The sequence below is a fragment of the Microbacterium sp. GbtcB4 genome (genome assembly GCF_019091465.1).
GTDB classification, from domain to species: domain Bacteria; phylum Actinomycetota; class Actinomycetes; order Actinomycetales; family Microbacteriaceae; genus Microbacterium; species Microbacterium paraoxydans.
This window is the reverse complement of the sequence record NZ_JAGXJJ010000001.1, coordinates 297177-321134: the sequence shown is the minus strand read 5'-3', so window position 1 is coordinate 321134 and position 23958 is coordinate 297177. Positions and strand designations below refer to the sequence as shown.

Below are 23958 nucleotides of genomic sequence, written 5' to 3'. Positions count from 1 at the left end.
GCCCGTCGTGTCCGACGGGCGGGGCTTTCGTCATCCCGGGAGGAGTCCGTGCCGGGCGGCCTGTTCGAGCGCCTCCGTGCGGTTGGCCGCGTCGAGCTTGCGGTAGATGCTGCGGAGCTGCGTCTTCAGGGTGTTCGGCGAGACCCGCAGCTCCGCGGCGATCTCGGGCAGCGGTGCCCCGGTCGTGAGCGCGTGCAGCACCACCTGCTCCCGCGAGGAGAGCTTCGGGCGCGCCGCGAACGACGGCAACGCCGAGCGGGTGGGCAGCGGCGGGTCGCCGACCGGAGCGAGGTCGGCCCGGACGGCGGCGAAGTCCTCGGCGCCGAGCAGGGCCAGCGGAGTGCGCAGCTCCCGATCGGCGAGCTGGGCGTGCAGCGCCTCTGTCACGGCCTGCGCGGCGGCGGGGCTGACGCGGTGGAGCGCCGCACTGTGCACCGCGGCGGCCTCGGCGCGCTCGCGGGAGGTCGTCGGTTCGAGGCGCGTCGTGGCGAGCAGTCGCACCGCGTCCGGAGCGCGACCGTCGATCAGGGCGATCCTGGCCCGTTCCAGGAGGGTGCCGAACCGGTCCGTCCCGGCGTCGCGCTGCTTGACGCTGCGCGCGGCGCGGACGTCGCCGAGGGCGAGGTGCAGCAGGATCCGGGGGCGACTCAATGCCTGGCGTGCCGACGCCGCTCCGGCCTCGCGCCCGCGCATCCTCCCGAACGACTCCAGACGCTCCAGTCCGGCGGCGGCGGCGTCGCCGTCGTGCAGTGCGATCCAGGCTTCCACGGTCGCCATCGTCGTCCAGTGCTCGCTCGTCGCCCGGTGCGGCTCGAAGGCGCGCACGTGCTGCTTGGCCGTGGCGAGGTCGCCCTCTTCCACGGCGAGCATCGCTTCCGCGACGCGGTAGAACGTGCCGCGGTACCCGTCCAGCAGGGCGGGGTCCCACGAGCCGTCCCGGATGATCTCGACGTAGTGCCGCGCCTCCGGGAGGTCGCCGTTGAGGGCGTGGATCCCGCTGAGCAGGCTCACGGCGTGGAAGGCGTTGCCTGTGCCCTGGGATGCGGCGAGGGCGGCGGCCTCGTCGAAGAGGCGGAGGGCCTGATCGCGGCGACCGCCGTAGTACAGCGAGATCCCGAGGTGCGTACACAGCAGCGGCATCTCGATCGCGTACTGCTGCCACTGCGACTCCGAGGTCTCCGTGTACAGCGCGAGCGCGCGGGCCGCGACCTGCCCGGCCCGCTCGGGCATCCCGACCACCCGCAGCGCCGCGCTCTCCGCGGTCCAGATGAACAGGCGCTCCGTCGGCGAGAGGGCGCTCCGCCGGGCGTTCGCGGCGGAGATCGCCATCCGCAGCAGCTGCAGGCCGCGCACCCGGCGGAGTCGGTTGGCGTTGAGGCAGATGCCCAGCAGCATCGCCACCAGCGGCTCCTGCTTGAGCCGCGCGAGGGGCAGGTCGCCCAGCAGCGCCACGACCCGGCGGCCGTCGTGATCCAGAAGGTGGCTCCAGCCCGACATGATGACGTGGGCGGCGAGGTGGAGGTCGTCCTCCTCCATCGCCAGGCGGAGCCCCTCGAAGGGGGCGTCGCGCCGCAGCGCACCCTCGATCGCGAGGCGCCGGAGCAGGCGGATCTCGGCCGGGAAGCGCTCCAGGAGGTCGCGGCGCAGAAGTGCGCGAGCCGGCGCGGCGATCGTGAAGGTCCGGCGCCCGGATTCCGTCGACCACCGCCCGAAGCCGAACGCCTCGGCCTCGTCGAGGGCGGCGCCGATGTCGGGATCACTGCTGAGGGCCTGGGCCAACGGGAGATCGACGGTGTCCGTGATGCTGATCCGGATCAGGCCTTCGAGGACGCCGGCGCCGAACGTGCCCTCCTCCATGCGGCTGCGGAGGTAGTCGTCGACCGCCGCGGTCGCGACCTCCACGATCGTCGCGCCGTCGGGGACACGGCCGCGGAGGGCGACGGCGCGGATGACCGCCGCGAACCCCTCGGTCGCCTCCCGCACGGCGACGGCGGTGTCCCCGTCGACGCCGAGAGCGCGGCGGATCTCGTCCGTGTCGAACGCGAGGTCCTCCGGAGAGATCAGCGCGGTGTCGATCACCAGGCCGATGCCTTCGCTGTCGAACGGGCTGGGGCGGTTCGTGGCGACGATCAGGCGGACGTGCGGCGGGACGGCGACCGTGCGGCACAGGTCGAAGACCGCATCCCGGTCGAGCGCGGCGGCGTCGTCGAGCACGAGGATGAGAGGCTCCTGGTGATCGCACAGGTACTGGGCGACGGCCGGCCACCCCTCCCCGGTGTCCGAGGCACGATGGCCGCCGCCGACGGCCTCCCCCGCGCCGCCCAGCACCCGCAGCAGGGCGGCGGCGAGGGCCGCGCTCGTCGCCAGCGCGGGCGTGGCCGTGAGCCATACGACGCGGTCGGGGGAGGTGAAGGCCCAGCCCACCAGGGCGGTGGTCTTCCCGGAGCCCGCGGCTCCGCGCAGCAGTGTGAGCGGAGCTCCGTCGTCCAGCGCGGCGTTCACCCGCGGACGTCCGATGACGTGCGCGGAAACCCGCGGCAACCTCTTGTCCCCTTGCGCGCCGAAAGCCGGCATCGTCCCTCCCCAGGTACGCATCCCCACCCCTACGATATCCAACCCGCCCACGGTTCTAGGCTCGGAGGGGTGAGTGGTCCGACAGCCCCCGTGTCCTCCCGCCGCGTGCCGACCAGCGCCCTCCTCGTGAGCGCCGCGCTCGGCGCGGTCCAGGCCCTCGTCTTCCTGGCCGTCGTGCCGATCACGAGCGTGCTCGCCGCCGCCTCCCCTCCCGCGTATGCCCTGGTCGCGGCCGTGCACACCGCACTGCCCTTCCTCGCGCGCGTCATCACCCGCGTGCCGGGGATGGCGACGCTGGCCGCCTTCGTGACCGGTGTGCTGACGGTCGCGGTGTCGCCCATCGGGCTGCTCGGCGTCGTTCCGCTCGTCCTCGGCGGCGTGGTCCTCGACCTGGCGCTGCCGTTCCGGCGCGACGCCCCCGTCCGCCCGGCCCGTGTCCTGCTCGCCGGCGCCGTGACCGGTGCGGTGCTCTTCGTCGTCGCCCTCCCCGTATTCTCCCCGGAGCACCTCGTTCCGCCGGTGCTCATCGGCACGCTGCTGGGGCGGGTGGTCGGCGAGCTCGCGGTGGCCGGTGTCGTCCTCGCCGTCCGCCGGCTGCTGCGGCGCGCCGGCGTCGCCCGCTGAGCCGGCATGCCGGTCGAGATACCCCCACGGGGTACCATGGACACATGGTCGGTCGTCGCGCGTTCCAGGGAGCGATGCTCGCCGTCCTCCTCGTTGGCGGCGTCCTCCTCGGCCTCCTCGGCATGCACGCCCTCGACACCCACGGCACCCCGGGGGCGCACGCCGTCGCGGGGCACGCGGGCCCCGCACACCCCGGCGCGTCGGCAGCGCACGAGGCGGGCGGAGCGGACGAGGCCGTCGTCCCGGGTGATCCTGTGCACGATGGCGGGGCGGCCTGCGTCCTCGCCCTGCTCGGCGGGCTCCTCCTGCTGCTGCGCCCCTCTCGCGCTCTCCTGACCGGACCCCTGCTCCGCGCTCTCCGCTCGCCCGTGGAGCCCGCCGCCGCCCCGCTTCGTCCTCCCTCACTCCACATCCTCTGCATCAGTCGGACCTGATCGGCGCCGATGCGCCCGGGCGCCGCGACCGCGGACGCCCTTCCGACAGACAGAGATGAGAGAGAAATGACCAATCGAACCACTGCCGCCGCCGTCCTCGTGCTGGCCGGGACCCTCGCCCTCGCCGGGTGCGCCTCGAACGCACCTGCCGGGCCGGCCGACCACTCCGGTATGGATCACACCACCTCGGACGCCCCGCTGACCGGAGCGAACGAGGCCGACGCGATGTTCGCGTCGATGATGGTCGTCCACCACGAGCAGGCCGTCGAGATGTCCGACATCGTGCTCGCGAAGGAGGACGTCGATCCGCGGGTCGCCGACCTCGCCGAGCGGATCAAGGCCGCTCAGGGGCCCGAGATCGAGCAGTTGCAGGGCTGGCTCGACGACTGGGGTGCCGAGGCGGGTGACCCCGCCGACATGGATCACGGCGACGGCATGATGAGCGACGACGACCTCGCCGCGCTCGAGGCCGCCGCGGGCCCGGAGGCGTCCCGACTGTTCCTGGAGCAGATGATCGCGCATCACGAGGGCGCGGTCGAGATGGCCGAGGCGGAGGTCGCGGACGGCGAGAACGCCGACGCGGTCGCCCTCGCGCAGGACATCGTCGACGCGCAGACCGCCGAGATCGCGGAGATGAAGGAGATCCTCGCCACGCTCTGATCGGCACCGGCACCGGCACCGGCCCCGCGTCGCGCAGGCGACGCGGGGCCCGTCGCCCGTGCGCGATCTGTCCTTTCCGCGCTGTTCTGTACATTTCGCACTATCATGTACCCATGAGCGAGATCGCGATCACGGAGGCCAGGGCGCGGCTGGCGTCCATCATCGACGAGGCGCGTGAAGAGCCCGTCTACCTCACCCGACGAAACGTCCCGGTGGCCGCTGTCGTCGATGCCAGCCTGCTGGAGCGACTCCTCGAAGATGCGGAGGAACTGGCCGACATCCGCGCGGTCGATGCCGCCTGGGACGAGACCGCGCGACTCGATGAGACGCCGATCCCCTGGGAAGAGGTGAAGCGGGACCTCGGGCTCGTGCCGTGACCTACGACGTCCAGGTCCTGCCGGTCGCCGTGCGGGCGATCCGCAAGCTCCCTCCCGAGGGGAGGCGACGTATCGAGGCCGTCATCGAGCTCCTCTCCGAAGACCCGCGGCCCCCCGCGGCCCGCAAGCTCACCGGCCGACCGGAGTGGCGGGTGCGGACGGGCGACTACCGGGTGCTCTACCGGATCGAGGACGGGATCCTGACGATCGTCGTCGTGCATGCCGGCCACCGTCGCGAGGTGTACCGCTAGCCGTCGCGGCGGCGCAGGCGGCGCAGCGGAGCAGAGAGGCGGTGCCAGAGGGTCGGCGCGGGCTCCTCGTCCTCGGTGGGAGGCGGGGCGACGGCGAACTGGACGAACTCCTCCGCGCCATGGTGCACGACGCGATAGAGCGCCGTGCCGATGAGCACGCCGAGCGCGATCGACATGACCGACACCAGGGCCGCGGTGAAGTCGGCGAGGCCGTTGTCGGTCGCCACCGCCTCGGTGAGCCCCACGAGCCCGGCGGCGCCGGGCACCAGCAGCCAGAACGCCGGGAGGAACGTGAGCTGCGAGGGGGCTCCGTGACGCAGCCCGGCGATCCAGAACACCACCGGGGTGACGGCGACCGCACCGACGAACCCGCCCACTGCCGGGTCGATGAACTCCGTTCCCGCCCACTGGCCGAGGTACGCGACGACCAGGGCGAGCAGCACCCACCCGAACGTGGACGGCGGGGAGGAGAAGTGCAGGTAGTTGCCGAGTGCGAACACGAGGATGCCGAGCAGCGGCACCCACCAGGGCAGATACGACGAGGAGGCGTCGAGGGCCTCGTACGAATCGCTCGAGACGCCCACCACGGCACCGGCGGCGAGGATGCCGAAGGCGAGGAGCGCGAGCTGCACGAAGCCGTAGATGAGGCGGGATGCACCGGAGATCATCTGCCCGGCCGCGAGCTCGACCGTCGCCGTGGTCAGCACACCACCGGGGAGGAAGGTGACCAGCGGGGCGATCAACAGCCGGATCGGGTCGCCGATCTCGATGACCTCCGCGAGGAGGAACACCGCAGCCGCGCACACGAAGGCCGCGGCGATGGGCATGACGAGCTGCAGAGTGGGGGAGCGCACGAGTTTGAGCAGGCCGATCCCGAATCCGAGCACGAAGGCGACGAGGGCGCCCTGCCAGGTCGGTGCGAGCAGGAGCGCCAGGCCGGTCGTGAGGATGGCGTGGCCGAGCGTCCGGGTGAACCAGCCGAGGCGCGGACGCATCGCCCCGATCTCGTTGAGCCGCCGGATGCCGTCCAGCGGGTCCACGTCGCCGGTCTTCGCCTGCGCGATGAGGTCGTACAGCGCGGCGATCTGATCGAAGCGGAACGAGGCGTTCGTGGCCGAGCGGAACGCGACCCGCTGCTCCTCCGCGTCCCCCGTCTCCACGATGATGATGGTGGGCAGGACGACGAAGTCGGCGCCGTCTCCGCCAGACGCCGTGGCGACCTCGGCGATCGTGTCCCGGATGCGGTCGACGGACTCCGCCGACGCGTTCATCCCCTGCGCCAACCCCAGCAGGAACTGCCGCAGCGCCGAACGGTCGACGACGTCGGTCATGTCACCAGAACAGGAACGACAGCGCCACCCCGACGATGATGGCCGTGCCGACATAGACGAGGTTCGGCAGCTGGAACGAGTGATCGAGGACGAACTTGCCCATCTTCGTCGTCCCGGTCTGGTCGAACGCGACCGTGGCCACCTGGCTGCCGTTGGCGGGCAGCGTGTAGATGCCCATCGCCGCCGGCCACAGCCCCACCAGCAGAGAGGCGGGCAGCCCGATCGTGATGCCGATCGGGACGATCGCGTTCGTGGCGCTCGATTGGCTGGTCGTGAGCATGGCGACCGCGAACAGCGCCAGCGCGAACAGCAGGGCACCGAGGAAGGCGGACGAGCCGGAGACGACCGAGCCCAGCCCGTCGACGATGAGGGTCTGGTTCGCGGCGACGAACGTGTTCGCGAGCCAGGCGATGCCGAACAGGGCGATGGCGCCGACGATGCCCGCGGGGAAGGTGGACTGCTTCGGCACGTCGGCGGCCTTCACCTTGCAGAACACGAAGATCAGTGCGGCGATGATGCCCATGACGACCTCGATGATCACGGTGACGCTCAGGCGCAGCGGATCGCCGTCGTCGTCGGTGCCGATGACCGGACGGAGGTTCTCGAACAGGCCGAAGAACACGATCACCGCGACACCGGCGAGGAACAGCGAGGCCGACAGCACGGCGGTCGCCGGGAGCTTGTTCTCGTGCGCGTCGACCACGGGCGGCTTGATCTGTCCCTCCGCCAGGCGCCTCTGGTACTCCGGGTCGTCCTCGAGGTCCTTGCCGTGGCGCATCATGACCAGCGCGGCCACGAGCAGGCCCGCGATGGAGGCCGGCCACATGATGAGGAGCAGGCCGCCGAGGTCGACGCCCTGCGGCGCGAGCAGCACGACCATCGATGCGGTGGCGGCGGAGACCGGAGAGCAGAGGATGCCGACCTGCGAGGCGACGGCCGAGACCGACAGCGCCCGCTCCGGTCGGATCTTCTGCTGGTAGGAGACGTCGTAGATCACCGGCAGCAGCGGGTAGAAGATGTTGCCGGTGCCCGCGCCGACCGTGAAGAGGAACGACATCGCCGGTGCGAGGAAGACGACGGACTTCGGCCGTTTGCGGATGACCTTGGCGGCCACCGACACCATCCAGTCGATGCCGCCAGCGGCCTGCATGGTCGAGGCCGCGGTGATGACCGTGATGACGATGAACACGGCATCGACCGGGGCGTTGCCGGGGGCCTCCCCGAACACGAACACGAGCACCGCGACGCCGACGAGGCCCCACACGCCCAGGCCGATCCCGCTCGTGCGGGTGCCCATGAAGATCGCCAGGACGACGACGATGAGCTCCGCGACGAGGATCCAGACGCTGTCGTTCACGACGACGGCCCCTTCACGATCGGCGCGGATCCGGCGAGGACCTGCACCGGCAGCTCGGTCTCGACGATCTTCCCGTCGACCGCCTGGACCTTCAGCGCCAGTGGGTTCTCGACCGGGCTGACCGCGGTGACGAACTCGCCGTTCTCGAAGTGGAGCGACTGCAGATTGCCCACCGCGTACCCGGTCGACAGCTCGCCGCTGAGGAGCGAGGCGTGGAAGAGGGGCCGGCGCTGGTCCTCGGCGTCGTAATGCGGGCAGAAGCTGCCGTGCAGGAACCCGAGGCCCTCGGGGAGCACCTGCAGCGTGGGGCCGTAGCTGTCGGTCGTGCCGCCCTCGAACCAGCAGATGCCGCCTGCGCTGCCTCCGGTGAACACGACGTTCGAAGAGGGGTCCTCCCACATCTCGCGCATGACCACGTCGAGCCCCTGACGCTTCCAGACGTCGAGCATGTTGGCGGTGTTCCCCCCGCCGACGTGGATGACGTCGAAGCCCTTCACGAAGCCGGCGAGGTCGTCGACCGCGCGGTGGAACAGCGGCAGGTGATGGGGCGCGCATCTGTCGGAGTCGTACGTGGAGTAGAAGCTCACGATGTAGGCGGTGTCGTCGCCGGTCGCGGTCCCGACGAAGAGGACCCGGGGACGCTCCTTGCCGGTGAGCTTCAGGATGTACTCGTGCGTCGGATCGTTCCGACGTTCCATCATGGCCTTGCCGGCCCCGGTTGCGACGACGTGCGACATGCCCCCACCTCACTGTCGGATGTGAATGCGCTCAACCTAGCGTCGCGCCGTCACCGCCGTCCAGAGCGGTCACCCTGGCCGGGTGAATCCGGGCCACTCAGCCGAAGACGCGGGCCGTGCCCACCATGCCTTCGAGGAGGGCGGTCGTGCGGGCGCGGGGGCCCTCCGGCGCGATGCCGAGCACGCGGGCGAGCTCGAGGGCGAGGGCGGCGTGGCCGACCGCGCTGGGGTGGAACGGATCGTTCATGAGGCCCCACGGCACGCCGCCGTTCCCCAGCTCCGCGAAGTGCGCGTGCTGGTCGACGAGGATCACGTCCTCCGCGGAAGCGACCCGGCGGACGGCCTCGGCGAAGTCGGCGATCCGCGCCCGCTCCGGAGCATTGCGGACGTCGATGGCGGGCGGCGTCTGGAGCACCGGGATGGCGCCGAGCCCGCGTACCCGGCGCACGAAGTCGTGCAGAGACGCGGCGTAGTCCTCCGGCGAGATGACCGGTCGTGGTCCGCCGTCGGAGGCGTCGTTGGTGCCGACCATGAGGGTCACGACATCCGGCTGCCAGCCCGCGACCCGACGCTCCCAGTCGTCGAGGATGTCGACGATCCGGTTGCCGCTGATCGCGGTGTTGAGGACGATGTCGCGGACGCGCTCGAGCTCGCCCCTGACCAGCTCGTGGAGGTGCTCCGGGTAGCTGCGCCCACCCTGGGTGTGAACCAGGCCGTGGGTGATCGAGTCGCCGGTGATGATCCAGTTCAACGGTGCGGGGTCGCGGAGGGCGGCGGCGAGGCGGCCCAGGTCGTCGGAGGCGGTGGCGGGGGAGGCGGAGGGGGCGATCGGCACGCCTCAGAGCTTATCCGTCGCCCGCGACCTGCTTCCTGACGGGGTGGCGTAATGCCCCGGCATCGTTCCCGTCCTGTTTCCCGAGGGGCGAGGCTGGGCATGTGAGCGCGGACGGGATCCGCGGCCCAGGACATCGTCGAATCCCCAACCCGACGATGTGGAGAAATCGAGTCCCTCGTGCGGCGGGCTGCTCCCCCGGCCCGCCGCACATCCCCGGTCTCGGGGGCGTTCCGTCGACCCATTCCGGAACGCCGATATACGCGCGGCTGCGAACACCTGTGATCCGCGGCATGAGGGGTACCGTCGTTCGCGGCCTGTTCGAGGGAGGGGAACCTTGCGGGCCGGGGGAGAGCTCGCGGCATCGCCGCGAGCAAGGGTGCGCCGCTCCGTGCGGCGTGGAGACGCGCGCGGCGCGCGTCGTCGGGTTCCGCAATCCTGCGGAGCCCGCGTAGTACGCCGGGCTTCGCCGTGTCTCATCTTCGACCGTGCCCACGTCGCGTGCGCGCGGCTGTCACCGGAGGAACACATGCTGACCCATTCGCCACCCGTCCGACCCGGCTCGGGGCGGAGGAGCCGCGTCGCCCGCCGCGTCGCCGCCCTCGCCGTGATCGTCGGAGGAATCGTCGGAGCCCTGCTCGCCCCCGTCGTCGCGACGGCGGCGCCGCCGTACACGACCAGCGCGACGGTGTCGTCGCTCGCCTTCACGGAGAAGGCCGTCGCGAGCGGTACGAAGGCCGAGCTCACCGGGAGCTGGTCTCTGCCGGACGACCCCGTGGCACCAGCCGGGTTCGTCGTCGATCTCCCCGAGGGTCTCCGCGGGCTGCCGGACGCGTTCCCGCTGCTCGACGACGATGGCCAGGAGGCCGGGAGCTGCGTCACGACCGCCACCCAGCTCGTCTGCGACATCGACGGCACCTACCTGCAGGAGCACCCCGTCGGTCTCTCCGGCGGCTTCTCCTTCTGGGCGACCGTGACCACCGAGGTGACGGAGACCACCACGGTCACCTACGACTTCGGCGACGTCACGGCCGCCGTGGACGTGAAGCCGGACCCCTTCGCCTGCTCGACGGACTGCGACTTCCGCGGGCGGACCGACTTCAAGAGCGGGGAGTATCAGAACTCCTCCGACACCATCGCCTGGGACGTCGCCGTCGGTGCGGGAGCGAAGGGCATGGTCGCGGGTCAAGAGGTCGTCGTCACCGACATCATCGGTCCGGATCAGGAACTCCTGCGCGAATCCGCCGCCGGCGAGCGCTACCCGTCGCTCTGGGTGGCCACCGGCCTGGAGACGCTCCCCAGCGGTCTTGTCGTGCCGGGGCCGATCACCGAGGCCCCGGCCTCCGATTACACCGTCTCCGCGGACGGCACCACCGTGACCTTCACCGCCCGCGAGGGGGCCTTCTACAACGTGCACTATCTCTCGCGCGTGACCGACGACGGCGCGGCCGGCAGCTACCGCAACGCGGCCGAGATCCGGGTCGGCACCGAGACCTCGTCGACGGTCACGTCGGAGGTCACCCGCCACGGGGGCTCGGGGACGGGGAACGGCACGCGGGTCGGGCGGTTCACGGCGCTGAAGACCCTCGCCGGTGAGGCGGCCGCGACCGAGCGGATCCCTGCCGAGACCCGGTATGTGCTGGAGTACGCGTATCCGGCGGGCCGGGGCTTCCCGGCGGGGTCCGGGGTGCTCACGCTCGAGGCGGGGTCGCCGGTGACGAGCCCGGCGCTGCCGGTCGGTGCGGAGGTCACGGTCCGCGAGCGCACGCCCGAGTCGGTGGCCGGCATCGCCTGGGGCACTCCGACGATCAGTCCGGAGCGGTTCACCGTAGGGGACGAGACGGTCGCCGTGAGTGTGCAGAACCCGGTGTCCGTCGTGCCGCCGCCGCCGACGCCGACCACGCCGCCGACGCCGGGCACTCCGACCACGCCGCCGACGCCGGGCACTCCGACCACGCCCGGCACGCCGACCACGCCGACCACGCCGGGAACTCCGGGCAAATCGCTGGCCTCGACCGGTGGGGAGATCGCGGTCACGGGTCTGGTCGCCGGGGTGCTGCTGCTGGGGATGGGGGGTGCACTGGCGGCCGCGCGACGCGCACGCCGCGGGAACCGCTGATCGCACATGCCGTGCGGGGTGCGGCCGACGTCTGTCGGCCGCACCCCGCGTCGGCGCGAGAACGCACGGGCGAGGTCCGTCACCTCGCCGACTGATGCCCTGGGGGAAGGGAACACCATGAGCGACGAACGCAGAGACGAAGACAGAGAACGCGATGCCGACCTGCTGGGCCGCGTCCGCGGGGGGGACGAGCAGGCCTATGCGGAACTGTGGGAGCGGTACGCGCCCGCGGCCGCGGCTGTGGCGCGCAGCTACTGGTGGTCGGCCGATGCCGACGACCTCGTCGCGGAGTCGTTCACCCGCATCTACCAGGCGATCCAGGCAGGGAAGGGGCCGACGGCCGCGTTCAAGCCCTATCTGTTCGCCACCATGCGCAACCTCGCCATCAGCTGGGGCCGTGCCCGCCGCGAAGTGCCGATCGAGTACATCGAGGCGGTGGAGGATCCGAACAGCACCGACGCCGCCGCGGACGCCGACTTCGACGCCTCCCTCGTCTCCCAGGCCATCCTGGCCCTGCCGGAGCGGTGGCAGGACGTGCTGTGGTTCGGCGAGGTCGAGCACCTGTCGATGCACGAGATCGGCAAGCGCCTCGACATCAGCGAGCGCGCCGCCGCGGTCCTCGCCTTCCGCGCCAGAGAGGGGCTCCGGCAGGCCTGGATCACCGCGCACGTCGCCGCTCGTCCGCCGGCATCGCGAGAGTGCCAGTGGACGATGGGGAAGCTGGGCGCGCACGCCCGCCAGCGACTCACCCCTCGAGACACCGCCCGCGTGCACGCCCACCTCGACGAGTGCGCCGACTGCCGCGCGAAGGCCGACGAAGCCCGTCACGCCAGTTCGCGCATGTTGTCGGTCCTGTTCCCCGCCGGCATCGCCGTGGGGGCGGGCGCGCAGATCTGGCAGTCGTTGACCTCGGCGGGACTCTCCGCCAGCGCCGCACCGCTGCCGCCGGCGATCGCTGCTCCGGTCGCGGGCATCGCCGCGGCGAAGGCCACCGTCGCCATCGTGACCGCGGTCGCCGCGACGACTCTGGCGGCGACCGTCGTCGCCACGGTCGTGGGCGGCACCGCGGTGGTCGCGACCCCCGCCGCCAGTCAGATCGTGACGTGGAGCGTGCCCACCCCGACGGCATCGCCCTCGGCGGCCCCCGCCCCGGTGGCAACGCCTGCCGAGACGACGGAGCCTCCGGGGGAATCCGAGCCGCCGGCCCCGGCGGAGCCTCCGGCGGATCCGGAGCCGGCGCCGGACCCGGTTCCCGAGGCGACCGTGCCGAGCCCGCCGGTCCTCATCTCCGTCCCGGGCCAGGTCTCACGCACCAAGCTCCTGTCTGTCACCGTGGCCTGCGAGGCCGGCGCCGACCTGACGGTGTCCGCGTACGGCGCCACGCTCGCGGCGGGTACCTGCGCGGCGAACGAACGGTGGCAGGCGAGCTTCGAGGTCGACGCCTACCCGGTCCCGGCCGGGACCGCGGTGACCTTGAGCTTCGCGCAGTCCAACATCGCCGGAGTCTCCGGGGCCGCGACGGCCGAGGTGGTCATCGTGGATTGATTTCGGAACCGCGCGTAATCACCCCTGCGCCTCGCTGTCCTGTAGGAGTCCGTCATCTCCGGATACCAGCGGATGAAGAGATCGAGATTGGAATCACATCGCCATGAGGAAACGATCGGGCGCCTTCGTGCTCGGACTGCTGCTCGCCCTCGGTGCCGTCGTCGCCGCGGCCCCCGCGACCGCCGCGTCGGGAGCGGCGACCATCGTCGACGCGAACACCGGCAGGTTCACGCTGCCGGACGGCACAGTCGCCACGGCGACACTGTCGGGCGGCTCGCGCATCTTCGGGGGCGAGGGCAAGACGCTGAGCTCCTGGAGTGGCACGGACGCGATGTACGCCGCCGGTGTCTCGGCGAAGGACCTCGCGACGCTCGACGTGCACTCGAAGGCGAACTGCGGCACGGCGTCGCGGTGCGGTGAGGGACAGCTCACGATCACGTTCGACCGCCCCGTCGACGATCCCGCCATCCACATCGCCGAGTTCGGCGCCGGGACCGGAGGTACCGGGCTCGGCGGGATCGCCATCGCGGATGGCATGCGCTTCGCCTCCGCGGACGGCGGCGCCACCCGCGCGGTCGTCTCCGACGGCGCGACCTTCGTGGACGGAGGCGACGGGTACGTCCGTGGCGACCTCCGCATCTCCTGCACCGCGGCCTCCCGCCCCGGAGGCTGCGGAAGCTTCACCGTCCCCGGCACCAAGATCACGCGCATCGTCTTCGACGTCGCCCGCTTCGCCCTCGGCGGCATGCAGACGACGGCGACCGACGGCTACGCGCTCGGGATCACGGCCACCGCCACACCGGACCCGAAGCTCGCCGGTCTCTCGATCGCGAAGGTCGTGGACAAGGCGGCCGCCGCGCCCGGCGAGACCCTCGACTACACCATCACCGTCCGGAACTCCGGCGAGGCGGACGCCCGGCAGGTGCCCGTGACCGACACCCTTCCCGCCGGGCTGCGTGATGTGACGGCCGATCAGGGCGGCGTCGTCGCGGACGGCGCGGTCACGTGGACGATCGACGCCCTTCCCGCCGGCGGCACGAGCACCCTGCATGTCCTCGGGACGGTCGATCGCGCGGGTGCGGGCAGCACGCTCGTCAATCGCGCCGTGGTGAAGAATCCCGCCGATGCTCCGGCCGAGACGCCCGCACCCACGTCGGCGACGCCGTGTGCGGACGACGCGGGTGCCGCCTGCGCCGCCACGACGGTCGCCGCCCTGCCGGCGTTGTCGCTCGCGAAGACTGTCGACAAGCAGGTCGCCGGGCACGATGAGGTGCTGACATACACCCTCGTCGTCGCCAACGCCGGCACGGGTCCGGCGAACGACGTCCCGGTGACCGACCTTCTGCCGCCGGCCCTGACGGCGGTCTCGGCCGATCAGGGCAGCGTGGTCGCCGACGGCACCGTCCGCTGGACGCTGCCCGAGGTCCCCGCCGGGGGCGAGGTCGCGCTGCACGTGACCGGAACCACCCCGGGGGGCCTGGACGAGGCGCAGCTCCTCAACCGCGCCACCGTGCAGAACCCTGCGGATGCGCCCGCCGGAACCCCGGCGCCGACGGTGACCACCCCGTGCCCTGACGACCCGCAGCAGGCGTGCGCCCTGACCGCGGTGGCCGCGCTCGCCTCGCTCGAGATCGACAAGACGGTCGCGCAATCCGCGGCGGTCGCCGGATCTATCCTCGACTACACGATCACCGTGTCGAACGTCGGCCCCGGTACCGCGACCCAGATCCCCGTCGTCGACGATCTCCCGGACGGCGCACGGTTCATCGCCGCCTCGACCGGGGGTGTCGCCGTGCAGGACCGCGTGGGCTGGGTGGTGCCCGAGCTCGGACCGGGGGAGTCCGCCACGATGACCCTGCGTGCCCAGCTGCCGCGCGACGCGGAGGGCACCATCGTCAACCGCGCCACCGTGGCCTACGACGAGTCGATGATCGCCGGTCTGCGGGCGGCAGCGGTCCAGGCCGGGATCGCCGTCCCGGATGACCTGTCCGGCCTTCCGGCGCTACCGCCGCTGTCGGCGGCGCACGCCTGCGCGGACGACGCGCAGTGGTCGTGCGCAGCGACCGTCGTCCGTGCCCCTGCGGCCGCAGGGCTCGCCCAGACCGGCGGCACGCCGCTCTCCGTCCTCCCCGCGATCGCGCTGCTGGCAGGTGGGGCTCTGCTCCTCATCGTCTCCGCGCGTCGCGCGACCCACCGATAACCACTGATCGCGTCAGCCACGGGGGACCTCCCTCCGGGGGCTGATCGAGGTACCCAGAAATGCACTTCTCACAGTCCACTTCGTCCGTTCCGCTGCCGAAAGGCTCCGTCATGATCGTCTTCGGGACCCGTCCCGAGATCATCAAACTCGCCCCCCTCGTCCGGGAACTGGGAGACGCCGCCTTCGTCGTCCATACCGGTCAGCACTATGACCCGGGGATGTCCCGGGTGTTCCTCCGGGCCTGCGGGATCGAGCGGGTCGACCTCCAGCTGCACGTCGGAGGTCTCCCGCGGGCCGCTCAGATCGGGCGCGCCGCCGAGCAGATCGCCGATGCCGTCACGCGCTTCGAGCCGCGGTACGTCGTGGTCCAGGGGGACACGAACGCGACGTTCGCCGCCGCTCTGGCCGCGAACGCCGCCGGAGTCCGCCTCGGGCACGTGGAGGCAGGACTCCGGGCGAACGATCGCCGGATGCCCGAGGAGCACAACAGGGTGATGGTCGACCACATCGCCGACGACCTGTTCGCGGCGACCGAGGCGAACCGCGCCAACCTCCTCGCCGAGGGCATCGACGATGCCCGCATCCTGGTCACCGGCAACCCGGTGGTGGAGGCGGTGCGTGCGCAGCGCGCCGGGGCGGACGGCGATGCCGAGGTGCTCGCCGAGCTCGGACTGACTCGCGCCGGCTACGTCCTCGCGACCCTGCACCGCCAGGAGAACGTGGACACGCCGGAGAACCTCCTGGCCACGCTCCGTGCGTTCAATGCCATCGCGGCATCGGGGTGGCCCGTCGTGTTCCCGGTGCACCCACGCACCAGGGCGATGCTCACCACGCTGGACGCCACGCATCTCCTGGACGCGCTGATCGCCGAGGAGCCGCTTCCCTACGAGCGGTTCCTCGCGCTCGCCGCGCATGCCGCCCTGCTGGTCTCCGACTCCGGAGGTATCCAGGAGGAGGCGACGGTGATCGGGCGCCCCGTCCTCGTCGTCCGGGACTCGACCGAGCGCCCCGAGGCGCTGGGCTCCTTCACGCGGCTGGTCTCACCGCAGGAGCTCGCCGCTGCGGCCGCCACCCTGCTGGATGCGGTGGAGCCGACCCTCGCCCGACTCGCCACCGTGCCGTCGCCCTTCGGTGACGGCCAGGCCACTGCGCGCATCGCGGCGCATATCCGCTCCACCGTCGCCCCGCCCCGCACCGAGGAGTCCTGATGTACAGCAACGCCCTGACCACCCCGCTCGCCACGGTCGGCGCCCTTGCCGCCACCGGGCCGGAATCCACGACCACCGTGGTCATGGCGGCGGGGATCGCGGTGACCGTGGGGGCGGGACTGCTCCTGCGCACCCGCCTGCTGCGGCGATCGTCGCCGGCTCCTGGCCCGATCCGCCGATCCGTCGCGCCGGAAGAGGATCCCGTGCGGGGGAGGACTCCCTGATGTTCCCGGTGCTCAACGCGTTCACGGTCCTGCTCGGCGTCGCGTTCGTCACGTATGTCCTGTTCATCCTCATCCCCTATCTGCGCTATCCGAAGACCGTTCCCGGGGATCCCGCGCACTTCGAATGGCACTTCTTCATCCCGTGTCGGGACGAGGAGGCGGTCATCGACACCACCGTGTCGCGGGCGCGGCGGGACTTCCCCGGGGCCCACGTCTGGGTGATCGACGACGACAGCGAGGATGCCACGGCGGCGATCGTCACCCGCTGGGCCGACGCCGACGAGCACGTGCATCTCGTCCAGCGGCGGCGACCCCAGGCGCGGACCGGCAAGGGCGACGCCCTCAACGCCGCCTACCATCAGCTCCTCGGCTGGCTCCCCGCCGACGCCGACCATGATCGGATCGTCGTCGTCGTCATCGACGCGGACGGCGAGATGGAGCCCAACGCCCTCGAGATCTGCGCGGCCGACGACATCTTCGGCGACGAGAGCGTGGGGGCGGCGCAGATCGCGGTGTGGATGAAGAATCGCGACGACCCGAAGCCGTACCCGCACAGTGGTCGGTTCGCCAACATGTTCGCGCGGTTCCTGCTGCGGATGCAGGATCTCGAGTTCCGCACCACGATCGCCGCGATGCAGTCGCTGCGGGCCAAGACGGGGACGGTCGGGCTGGGAGGCAACGGGCAGTTCACCCGGCTCTCCGTGCTCGACGCGATCGGCGACACGTTCGGCGAACCGTGGCACGGCGCCCTGCTCGAGGACTACGAGCTGGGCGTGCACGTCGTGCTGGCGGGCTACCAGGTCCGCCACGTCTACGACACGCACGTGAACCAGGAGGCGCTTCCGTCGATCCGTCGCCTGCTCACGCAGCGCACCCGGTGGGCGCAGGGGAACATCCAGTGCGTCAAGTACATCCGCGAGGTGGTGAAGTCGCCGTACGTCGACAACGCCGGGGTCATCGAGACGGTGTACTACCTCGTGCTGCCGTTCCTCCAGATGCTCGGCGGACTCTCGTTCCTCATCCTCTTCGGGGCCCAGGTCGGGTACTGGGTGCAGCAGCCGGAGCTCTTCCAGGTCGCGCTCGGCGACACCCTCGGCGTCCTCGGACTGCTGTTCGCCTTCTCCGTCGCCCCGTTCGCCGTCTGGGGGTTCGTCTACAAGATCCGCTGCGAACCCCAGGCGAGCTGGCTGACGGCGCTGGGGTGGGGGCTCGGAGTGTGGCTCTACGTCTACTACATGTACATCTGCATCGCGCGGGCGTTCCTGCGCATCGTCCGGGGCAAGAACGGATGGGCCAAGACACGCCGCAATGCGGAGGCCCACGTCGTCGTCAACGGATCCGTCGCCGTGGAGGCCTGATGACCGCCGTCACCGAAACCCTGCCCGCCCTCCGCGCTCGCCGACTGGATCGGGTGTCGCCGCCGAACCGTGCCGCGCGCGTGGTCGTGGCGCTGCTGATGCTCGCCGCGGGGGGAGCGCTCCTGGCGGTCAACACCTCCTTCCGCGCCATCGAGGCGGTCGTCGCGACGTGGTTGCTCTCGCCGTTCGTCGAGGGACAGCGTGCAGCGATCGGCGAGCACTACCTCGTCTGGACCCCGACCGGAGACCTGATCGCCCTGCAGATCACGGTCGAGTGCACGGCGCTCCTGATTGGCCTCCCCCTCACCGTGGTCGCCGCGGTCATCCTCGCCTTCACCCGCGTGCGGTGGAGCCGGCTCTTCAGCGGGCTCGCGGCGATGTGGGGCATCGTCTTCGCGGTCAACATGCTGCGGCTCGTGCTGATCGGTTGGGCCACCCAGACCTGGGGTCTCGATCCCGGGTACAAGGTGAGCCATGTCTTCGTGGGGTCGCTCGTCGGCGTGCTCGGCTACGTCGTCGGACTCGTCGTCATGCTCCTGATCATCGGAGTCCGTGCCCCTCAGCGCCGGAATACTCGTCGTCCCCGGACGTAATCGACCGTCGCCCCCTCCGTCTCATTCGCGGCGAAGCACTCTGCTCGTCGTGTCCACATCAAGAAAGAGGCTTCATCATGAAGAGCATCCTCAAGACCGCGTGCAGCGCCGGTGCCGGCCTTCTGATCGTCGGGGGCTCGCTCCTCGGCGCGCAGGGGGCCATGGCCGCCGACGAGCCGGACTCCCCGAGCACCACGTCGAGCGGCGGGGTCTCCTTGGTCCGCAGCACGGAAGACGTCGACGGCCAGGCCTCGACCCGCGGCTACCTGGGTCGAGCCACCCAGACGGCTGCGACGGGCGTGACGCCGGGATCGGAGATCAAGGAGGGCGCCATCGTGCAGCTCGTCAACGACGAGCAGATCGACGGCGTCTACAAGGTGATCCTGCCCGTGCCGGCGCACACGACCTTCGCATCGGCGACCAGCGGCGGTCAGCTCGTCGGCGGCAACGTCGTCTGGACCTTCAACGTCACGCACGACGGAGGCACCAGCATCGTGACCCCGATGGCGACGTTCACCGTCGACGCCGACTACTGGGGTCCGCAGATCACCAACAGCGCCAAGGTGCTCTACACCGGCGGCGTCTTCACCGACGACCACCGCTTCACCTACAACTACGGCCACACCTTCGCCGAGCGTCCCCCGGTACCGGTGGCCGATCCGGCCGTCGGGCTGGCCGGAGCCGGTGTGATCGCCGTCGGAGCCGCGGGCGCGTTCGCGCTGCGCCGTCGTCCCTCGGCGAACCGGTGACGGGCGCCGGACAGAGACGGAGGACGAGAGACCTGTGAAGAAGACATCCTTTCTTCGGGGTGCGCTGACCGTGGGGGTGCTCACCGCTCTGGCGGCGGGCGCCCTCGCGGGTGCCCCCGCCGCCTCGGCGGCCGACGTCAACGGCTGGAGCGGATCGGGAGACACCCGTACCGCGTCGGCCGCCGGCGCGACGGCCCGCATCACGACCACCGACAAGGTGCAGATCAAGGGCTCCGGCGACGTCGTCAACCTCGCCACGGTCCGCGACGGCGGAGAGCTCGGCCTCAACGTCATCGGTCTCAACGAGGGGTTCCCCTGCAAGAACGGCATCGAGTGCGTCCGCGGGAACGTCGTGATCGACTTCGGCCAGCAGGTCACGAACCCGAAGATCACCCTCGCGAACCTCGGCGGCGACGTCTACTCCATCGGCGGCGTGGTGCAGTCGTCGGCGAAGTACACGCTGAAGACCTCCGGCGTGAGCCTGAGCACCGTGAGCGGGAACCTCGATGTGACGTCGAACACGATCACCTCGACCTCCTTCGCCGCCAAGACCGGCACGGTCCAGGTCAACGGCACGGTCTCGAAGGTCGAGTTCCAGCTCAGCATGCGCTCGAAGGGCGCGTTCCTCGGGCTCGTGCCGACGTGGACGAAGGTGCCGAGCGACCTGCACAGCATCGACATCGACGTGGACAAGCCCACGGCGCCCGCGCTGACGGTGGACAAGAACGACCACCGCGACACGGCCGTGATCGGCGACCAGCTCTCGTACGACATCGTGGTGCGCAACACCGGCACCGGTGCGGCGAGCAACGTCGTCGTCAGCGATGACCTGCCGGCCGGGCTCACCGGGATCACCGCCGCGTACACCGCCGGCACGACCGGGACGGTCTCGGTCAGCGGGCAGCGCGTCCAGGGGACCATCCCGTCGCTCGCTCCCGGAGCGTCCTCGACGATCACCGTGAAGGCCACCGTCGGCGATGCGACGCCGATCGGGAACCTGCGCAACAACGCGTGCGCCGTGGCGACCTCCACGAACCAGGCGTGCGACTGGGACGACACCACCATCACCAAGAAGACGACGCCGGTGCTGACCATCAGCAAGGACGACGGCCAGGGTGATGTGAAGCTCGGCCAGGACCTCACGTACGACATCGTCGTGCGGAACACCGGAGACGGCGCAGCCACGAACGTCGTGGTCAGCGACCCGCTCCCGGCCGGTCTCGACTTCGTCTCGGGCAGCGGCCCGTCGGGAGTGACGGTGAGCGCCTCCGGGCGCAACGTGACCGCCAACCTCGGCACGCTGGCGCCCGGGCAGTCGGTCACGCTGAAGGTGAACGCGAAGGTCAACCAGTCGGCTCCTCCCGGGGCGCTGACCAACCAGGCCTGCGCGGTCGCCGGGAACGCGGCGAACGTCTGCGCGACCGACACCGACACCGTCAAGCGCGAGTTCTTCCAGTACACGTTCAACTCGAACCCGACCGACCCGACGCCGGGTCAGGCCGTGACGTATCGGATGGAGTTCGGCAACAACGGCAATGTCGACTCGGCGAACGCGGAGATCGCGTACACGCTGGCCGGCATCCTCGACGATTCCAGCTGGAACCCGTCGAGCGTGACGGCCAACCGCGGCACCGTCACCGTGAGCGGCGACAGCATCGACTGGAAGGGACCCCTCGCCTCCGGTGAGACGGTCGTGATCACCTTCACCGGTGTCTGGAACGGGAACGGCGACGGCTTCGCCTTCCCGAACGTCACCTACTACGGCAGCGCGCGCTAGCCGGCACTCAGGCGGACGCGCGGGTGCAGGCCCCTCTTCTGGGGGTGGCCTGTGCTCGCGCGTTCGCCTGTTTCCGCGTGTGAGTGAGTCAGTCGCGGTCGGCGCGACTGATGAGGTCCATCAGCTCGTCGAGCGTGTCGACGTCGATGACCTCGGTGCCGTCGGGCTCGCGCACCTCGATGCCGTCGACCTCGAGCTCCTCATCGAGCTGCACCAGGATGCGCGACTCCGGGAACTGCTTGGGGGCGACGAACGCCAGCAGCACGGCGTCCGCGAACACGACCACCGACGTGGCCTCGAGGTCGTCCCGCAGGTCGATCTGTTCGACGACGGGCTCGTCCTGCACCGCGTCCTCGATGTCGAGCGCGACCTCCTCGACGATCGCCCGCCAGCGCTTCTCGCTCATCGAGAGCACGCGCGCGATGGCCGCGACGAGCTCGTCCGGATCCAGGTCCTCCGCGGTCTCGTCGCCCTCCAGCTCGGGGTCGACGTTCACGTTCACGACGGTGCCGGCGGCATCCAGGCTCGCCCGGCCGTAGACGAGACCGTTCTCGGACACGGGGTCTTCGAGCAGACCGCTCTCGACGATGCGGGACAGGAGGAGATCGAGCGCCATGCTTCCAGTCTCGCGCATCTCGCCCGCCGTGGGCCCTGGTTCTTCCGCGACCGGAATCTCGGACGCGCGTAATCGATCCGCCCCCTCCGCCTCTTGTTCACCGGACCATCCCGACTCGACGGCCCCCGGCCGCATTCGAAAGGCAGGCTGCTGTGACCCGTCCCCTCTCCCGTTGCATCGGCGTCGCGCTCGCCGTCGGCGCCGTTCTCGCCTTGGCGATCCCGTCATCCGCGCTTCCGGCGGCGGCGGCGGAGGTCGCCCCCGACGCCCCCGCCCTGAACTGGGTCGTGAACACCGCCCCCGGTGCGGCGAGCGACGAGACGCTGCGCGCGGCCATCGCCGACGCGGGAGGGACGCTGCTGATCTCATACCCGGAGATCGGGGTCACCGTCGTCCGGGCGCCCGAGGGGGAGTTCGCGGCGCAGCTCCGCGCTCAGCCGTGGGTGCAGTCCGTCGGCCCCACCCGCACGTCGACCACGCCGGATCGCCTTCCCGAGCCGGCGGTATCGGCAGCCGGGGTCACCGAGGAGCCGGAGGCCATGCCCGCCGAGGGCACCGCGTGGGACACCGTCGCCGTCGGCGCGACGACCCCGGGCGGCGCAGGCGTCGTCGTGGGGGTCGCGGACAACGGCATCGACGCCGGGCATCCCGACCTCGCCGACCGCATCGACCCCGCGCTCTCCGTCGGGTGCGGGGTCAACGGCGTTCCGGACACCCGGCCTGCCGCGTGGCAGCCGGGCGCGGGGCTCGTCGGTGCCCACGGGACCCATGTGGCAGGGAGCATCGCCGGCGCCGCGAACGGCTCAGGCGTCCGCGGCATCGCCCCGGATGCGCGCGTTGCCGCCATCAAGGTCGACAACCAGACCGGGCACATCTACCCCGAAGCCAGCATCTGCGCGACGATGTGGGCGGTCCGACACGACATCCCCGTCGTGAACCACAGCTACTACGTCGACCCCTGGTACGTCTGGTGCGCCGGCGAGGACACGCAGTCCGCCGCGCTGGAAGCCCTCCGCCGCACGTACGCCTATGCGCACGAGCAGGGCGTCGTCAACGTCGCCGCCGTGGGGAACGAGAGCCAGGACCTCGCCACCATGACCACCGACGTCCTCAGCCCGGACGACGGGGCCCCGGAGCCGCGCGCCGTCGACTCCTCCTGCCTGAAGGCCCCGGCCGGACTGCCGGACGTGATCTCCGTCGTCGCCGCGGATCAGGACGAGACCAGCGGCGCCGTCGTCATGGCCGGATTCTCCAACTACGGCGCAGGCAAGGTGACCGTCACCGCCCCGGGAGTCGTCTGGTCCGCGGTGACCCGCCAGGACGACGGCTCGATCTACGCCCTGTTCCCCGGTACGTCCATGGCCTCGCCGCACGTCGCGGGGCTCGCCGCTCGCATGCTCGCCGCCGACCCGACGCTCACTCCCGACGAGGTCACGCGTCGCATCAGGGCCACGGCCGACGGCGTCGCCGACGAGGGACCGGATCGGGTGGGCGCCGGACTCATGGATGCCGACATCGGCACCTCCGTCCCCGCTGTCGGGGTCTACTCCCGCGTGGCGCTCACCGGGCAGCCCTTCCGGGTGACCGGGAGCGGGCATCCGCCGCGGAGCACCGTGGAGCTCCGCGTGGGCACCGCCACCATGCCGGTGCAGACCGATGCGCAGGGACGGTTCGCGACCGTGTTCCCCGTCCCCGCGGATGCTCCGGCCGGGCCGAGCACCCTGATCGCCGGCGAGGCCAGGGCTCCCATCGTCATTCGCACCTCCCCGGCCACGCCGACCATCCTCACCCCGAAGGCCGGGGCCACGATCACCGCGACCACGACGACCATCTCGGGTACCGGCGTCCCGGGATCGCGCGTCCGCGTGGACGTCCGCGACGGGGAGCTCACGCCGTTCCTGCGGTTCGTGACCGTGCGCGACGACGGCACCTGGACCGTGGACGCACCGCTGACGCAGGGGACGTATGAGGTCGTGGCCAGGACGATCGTCGGCGGCGACACCTCGGCCCTCACGGCGCCCGTGCGGTTCTCGGTGCACACGAAGTCGGCGATCGGCTACTCGGTCGAGCTCTCCCCGCAGCCCGGGGCCACGCACGACACGCTCATCCTCCTCGACCTCGCCAACGCCGGGGCGGCGGGCGGACGGGCGGTCGTCGACATCGATCTGACGGCTTTCGAGGACGTCGAGGTCCCGGTGCCGACGGTGGGCGAGGTCGAGCGGACCGCCCGCGGGCTGCGATGGACCCTCACGCTGGAATCCGCGGAGAAGGCCCAGCTGCGGATCCCCGCGACCTCCGGCGACGAGCCGGCCTTCCCCGTGATCGCTGTTCGATGAGACAGGCGGGCACGCCGGTTCAGGCGCTTTCCGGAAGCGGTGGCCTGAACCGGCGT

General features: G+C 71.3%; 21 protein-coding genes. 15 read left to right on the top strand and 6 right to left on the bottom strand.

From position 1 onward, the window contains the following. Positions 1-30 precede the first annotated feature (30 nt). The gene (locus tag KVS71_RS01460) at positions 31-2595 is read right to left on the bottom strand and encodes a LuxR C-terminal-related transcriptional regulator (protein WP_254635343.1); all 2565 of its coding nucleotides are present in this window, start codon (positions 2593-2595) and stop codon (positions 31-33) included. Positions 2596-2643: 48 nt separating this feature from the next. Here KVS71_RS01460 and KVS71_RS01455 point away from each other — a divergent pair, with 48 nt between their 5' ends. The 5 genes from KVS71_RS01455 to KVS71_RS01435 all read left to right on the top strand — a co-directional run bounded on the left by KVS71_RS01455 (position 2644) and on the right by KVS71_RS01435 (position 4920). Then, a complete protein-coding gene (locus tag KVS71_RS01455) occupies positions 2644-3198 on the top strand; it encodes an ECF transporter S component (protein WP_186326346.1) in 555 nt (184 codons plus the stop codon). Between the two features lie 44 nt (positions 3199-3242). Then, the gene (locus KVS71_RS01450) at positions 3243-3632 is read left to right on the top strand and encodes a DUF6153 family protein (RefSeq protein ID WP_217583130.1); all 390 of its coding nucleotides are present in this window, start codon (positions 3243-3245) and stop codon (positions 3630-3632) included. 66 nt (positions 3633-3698) lie between these two features. Next, the gene (locus tag KVS71_RS01445; RefSeq protein WP_217583128.1) at positions 3699-4292 is read left to right on the top strand and encodes a DUF305 domain-containing protein; all 594 of its coding nucleotides are present in this window, start codon (positions 3699-3701) and stop codon (positions 4290-4292) included. A gap of 113 nt (positions 4293-4405) precedes the next feature. Further along, on the top strand, positions 4406-4669 hold the full coding sequence (locus KVS71_RS01440; protein ID WP_217583120.1) for a type II toxin-antitoxin system Phd/YefM family antitoxin: 264 nt from the start codon (positions 4406-4408) through the stop codon (positions 4667-4669). Beyond that, positions 4666-4920: a type II toxin-antitoxin system RelE/ParE family toxin gene (locus KVS71_RS01435; RefSeq protein ID WP_060923246.1), complete on the top strand. Its 255-nt coding sequence runs from the start codon at positions 4666-4668 to the stop codon at positions 4918-4920. Before KVS71_RS01440 ends, KVS71_RS01435 begins: the two co-directional genes overlap by 4 nt. Here the strand turns inward: KVS71_RS01435 and KVS71_RS01430 are convergent. The 4 genes from KVS71_RS01430 to KVS71_RS01415 all read right to left on the bottom strand — a co-directional run bounded on the left by KVS71_RS01430 (position 4917) and on the right by KVS71_RS01415 (position 9180). After that, positions 4917-6251, bottom strand: coding sequence for a threonine/serine exporter ThrE family protein (locus KVS71_RS01430; protein WP_217583118.1), 1335 nt, complete (start codon positions 6249-6251; stop codon positions 4917-4919). The genes KVS71_RS01435 and KVS71_RS01430 overlap by 4 nt on opposite strands. A gap of 1 nt (position 6252) precedes the next feature. After that, positions 6253-7608, bottom strand: coding sequence for an anaerobic C4-dicarboxylate transporter family protein (locus tag KVS71_RS01425; RefSeq protein WP_105949023.1), 1356 nt, complete (start codon positions 7606-7608; stop codon positions 6253-6255). Beyond that, positions 7605-8345, bottom strand: coding sequence for a peptidase E (locus KVS71_RS01420; protein WP_060923249.1), 741 nt, complete (start codon positions 8343-8345; stop codon positions 7605-7607). Before KVS71_RS01420 ends, KVS71_RS01425 begins: the two co-directional genes overlap by 4 nt. A gap of 97 nt (positions 8346-8442) precedes the next feature. Next, positions 8443-9180 (bottom strand): SGNH/GDSL hydrolase family protein, encoded by a 738-nt coding sequence (locus tag KVS71_RS01415; protein WP_144881567.1) that lies wholly within the window; start codon positions 9178-9180, stop codon positions 8443-8445. Positions 9181-9706: 526 nt separating this feature from the next. Here KVS71_RS01415 and KVS71_RS01410 point away from each other — a divergent pair. The 9 genes from KVS71_RS01410 (at position 9707) to KVS71_RS01370 (ending at position 20950) form a co-directional block, all read left to right on the top strand. Next, on the top strand, positions 9707-11296 hold the full coding sequence (locus tag KVS71_RS01410) for a DUF5979 domain-containing protein (protein WP_217583116.1): 1590 nt from the start codon (positions 9707-9709) through the stop codon (positions 11294-11296). A 117-nt stretch (positions 11297-11413) separates the two neighbouring features. After that, complete coding sequence (locus KVS71_RS01405; RefSeq protein ID WP_217583114.1) at positions 11414-12841, top strand: sigma-70 family RNA polymerase sigma factor; 1428 nt, start codon at positions 11414-11416, stop codon at positions 12839-12841. Positions 12842-12944: 103 nt separating this feature from the next. Next, positions 12945-15041 carry a DUF11 domain-containing protein gene (locus KVS71_RS01400; RefSeq protein WP_217583112.1) on the top strand — a complete coding sequence of 699 codons (2097 nt, stop codon included), beginning with the start codon at positions 12945-12947 and terminating at the stop codon, positions 15039-15041. Positions 15042-15151: 110 nt separating this feature from the next. After that, on the top strand, positions 15152-16249 hold the full coding sequence (gene wecB, locus KVS71_RS01395; protein WP_254635341.1) for a non-hydrolyzing UDP-N-acetylglucosamine 2-epimerase: 1098 nt from the start codon (positions 15152-15154) through the stop codon (positions 16247-16249). Continuing rightward, positions 16249-16473, top strand: coding sequence for an LPXTG cell wall anchor domain-containing protein (locus KVS71_RS01390; protein WP_217583098.1), 225 nt, complete (start codon positions 16249-16251; stop codon positions 16471-16473). Before wecB ends, KVS71_RS01390 begins: the two co-directional genes overlap by 1 nt. Further along, positions 16473-17831 carry a glycosyltransferase family 2 protein gene (locus KVS71_RS01385; RefSeq protein WP_060922757.1) on the top strand — a complete coding sequence of 453 codons (1359 nt, stop codon included), beginning with the start codon at positions 16473-16475 and terminating at the stop codon, positions 17829-17831. The genes KVS71_RS01390 and KVS71_RS01385 overlap by 1 nt, the downstream gene beginning before the upstream one ends. Then, entirely contained in the window at positions 17831-18424 is a 594-nt protein-coding gene (locus tag KVS71_RS01380) for an exosortase/archaeosortase family protein (protein ID WP_217583096.1), read from the top strand. The genes KVS71_RS01385 and KVS71_RS01380 overlap by 1 nt, the downstream gene beginning before the upstream one ends. Positions 18425-18501: 77 nt before the next feature. Continuing rightward, a complete protein-coding gene (locus KVS71_RS01375; protein ID WP_217583094.1) occupies positions 18502-19173 on the top strand; it encodes a hypothetical protein in 672 nt (223 codons plus the stop codon). Between the two features lie 34 nt (positions 19174-19207). After that, the gene (locus tag KVS71_RS01370; protein ID WP_060922754.1) at positions 19208-20950 is read left to right on the top strand and encodes a DUF11 domain-containing protein; all 1743 of its coding nucleotides are present in this window, start codon (positions 19208-19210) and stop codon (positions 20948-20950) included. A gap of 88 nt (positions 20951-21038) precedes the next feature. Here KVS71_RS01370 and KVS71_RS01365 read toward each other — a convergent pair whose 3' ends face one another. Further along, the gene (locus tag KVS71_RS01365) at positions 21039-21566 is read right to left on the bottom strand and encodes a hypothetical protein (RefSeq protein ID WP_060922753.1); all 528 of its coding nucleotides are present in this window, start codon (positions 21564-21566) and stop codon (positions 21039-21041) included. A gap of 152 nt (positions 21567-21718) precedes the next feature. On the opposite strand from KVS71_RS01365, the gene KVS71_RS01360 reads away from it, so the two are divergent. Then, on the top strand, positions 21719-23902 hold the full coding sequence (locus tag KVS71_RS01360; RefSeq protein ID WP_217583092.1) for a S8 family serine peptidase: 2184 nt from the start codon (positions 21719-21721) through the stop codon (positions 23900-23902). Positions 23903-23958: the final 56 nt, after the last annotated feature.